A 2,048-nucleotide genomic window follows, 5' to 3' on the forward strand; every position below is an offset into this window, starting at 1 on the left:
GCACCGGCACGCCCTGGGACGAGGTGCACATCTCCTTCGGCGGGAACGGCGCGCTCGCCGACCAGAAGGTCCGTCAGGCGCTCGGCCGGGCGCTGGACCGCGCCTCACTGATCAAGATCGCCAACAAGGGCGTGCCGGTGGAGTTCAAGCCGCTGGACAGCCACCTGTTCATGACCAACCAGAGCGGCTACCGGGCCAACGCCGGCGACTGGGTGAAGTACGACCCGGCGGTGGCCGGCAAGCTGCTCGACGAGGCCGGCTGGAAGGACGCCGGCGGCACCCGCGGCAAGGACGGGCACCCGCTGGAGCTGCACTACGTGATGAGCGACGGATCCACCCAGGCCCAGGCGGACCTGGCGGCCGCGGTGCAGAGCATGCTGCAGCAGGTCGGGGTCAAGCTGTCGATCGACAAGGTGCCGAGCAAGGAGTACTTCTCGAAGTACATCAACCAGGGCCGGTTCGACCTCGCGAGCTGGCGCAACACCGGCTCGTTCCCGCTCTCCAGGACGGTGCCGATCTACCGTGCGCCGCAGGGCGACAACGTGTTCGGCAACTACTCCAAGCTGAGCACGCCCGAGATCGACTCGCTGCTGCGCAAGGCCGCGGCGACCCTCGACCCGGCACAGGCCGCCGACCTCTACAACCAGGCGGACGTCCGGATCTGGGAGCTCGGCCACACCGTCGAGCTGTACCAGCGGCCGAGCATCGTCGCCGTCCGCAAGGGCCTCGCCAACTTCGGCGCGGGCAGCCTCGCCGACACCGTCATCACCTCGGTCGGCTGGCAGAAGTAGCCGCCGCGCCCCGGGTACCGCCGCCGTCCCCACATCCCCCGAGCGGGGACGGCGGCCCTCCCGGCCCTCCCGGGCAGCGGGTCAGAGCCCGCGGACGGCCTCGCGGCGGCGGCGCTTGCCGAGGGCGGCCTGCGAGAGGTCCTCGGCCTGCGAGCGGAGGTTCTTGAAGCCGTAGCCGTGCCCGGTCAGCCAGGCCGCGGCCGCGGTCTCGGCCCGCTCGGTGGCGTCGAGGATGTCCTCCTCGGCCTCGCCGCCGTCCGCGAAGCGGAAGGTGAAGGCCGTGCGGGCGGCGATGTCGTAGCTCAGGTGCCCTTCGGGGGTGAAGGCCGCGCGCAGCACGTCGTGCTCGGCGGCGTTCGCGAGGAGTTCGGCGCGCTGCGCCTCGTCGAGGCCGTCGAAGACGCCTCGGACGGTGATTCGGAAGTCGCGGGTACTCACCCCGCCGACCCTAGGCGGCGGCCGGCGATCGGTGCACCCCCTTTTCCGCGGGGCCGGCCGCCGCGCACAGCACGACCGGGCCCGTGCTGTCGTGACACCCGCCCCCGGACTGCGCGGTTCTCCCCGGCCTTCGGCCGGGAGGTGCCCCCACGCGCCCCTGGACCGACGGCCCGGGTCCGCTCCGAGGACGACTCCTACGAACGGGCGGCGAGGGCCTGGGCGACCGCCTCGCGGGTGAGGAAGACCAGCTGGGCCCGCTTGTGGGGCAGGTCGATCTGCGGGCCGAGCTCGAAGCCGGTGCGCAGCGTGCGGGCTATCGACTTCTCGTTGAGGGCGTCGGGTTCGGCGACGATGCGGAGCCGGGAGGGGTCGGCGAAGACGAAGCCGAGCAGGGCGGTGATCAGGCCCGCGGTGAAACCGGGGGCGGGCTCGCCGTCGGCGGGCGCGAGGAGCAGGTGGACGCCGAAGTCGCCCGGCCGGACGGGGTAGCACTCGCCGACTGGGTCGTGTTCGGGCTGGTAGGTCTGGAAGAGGGCGACGGGCGTGCCGTCCCGCTCCACGATGTAGGCGTGGTGGGTGTCGAGCGAGTCCACGTAGGCGTAGATCCGGCGGACCGTCTCGCGGGTGTGGCCGACCATGCCCCAGAAGCGCGCTCTCTCCTCGTTCACCCAGCCGTGCACCAGGGCGGCGTCGCCGGACGGGTCCAGCGGGCGGACGGCGACCGTCCCGAAGCCGGGCACGGTCTGCTCGTGGACGGCGGCGGGGGCGGTCTCCCGGACGGCGGTCGGGGCGGTGGTGGTCATGGTCTCTCCTCCGGTG

At 72.8% G+C, this 2,048-nt stretch carries 3 protein-coding genes; 1 reads left to right on the forward strand and 2 read right to left on the reverse strand.

Annotated features, from left to right (window positions below; all coding sequences use genetic code 11):
* A partial coding sequence (locus tag ABZ641_RS34730; protein ID WP_359988349.1) for an ABC transporter substrate-binding protein occupies positions 1–791 on the forward strand: 791 nt, incomplete at its 5' end.
* Between the two features lie 81 nt (positions 792–872).
* On the opposite strand, the gene ABZ641_RS34735 is transcribed toward ABZ641_RS34730, so the two are convergent.
* Positions 873–1,229 carry a DUF6204 family protein gene (locus ABZ641_RS34735; RefSeq protein WP_344627611.1) on the reverse strand — a complete coding sequence of 119 codons (357 nt, stop codon included), beginning with the start codon at positions 1,227–1,229 and terminating at the stop codon, positions 873–875.
* A 194-nt stretch (positions 1,230–1,423) separates the two neighbouring features.
* The coding region (locus ABZ641_RS34740; protein WP_359988351.1) for a GNAT family N-acetyltransferase at positions 1,424–2,048 on the reverse strand (625 nt) is incomplete at its 5' end.

It is taken from the genome of Kitasatospora sp. NPDC007106, assembly GCF_040634455.1.
Lineage (GTDB): Bacteria > Actinomycetota > Actinomycetes > Streptomycetales > Streptomycetaceae > Kitasatospora > Kitasatospora arboriphila.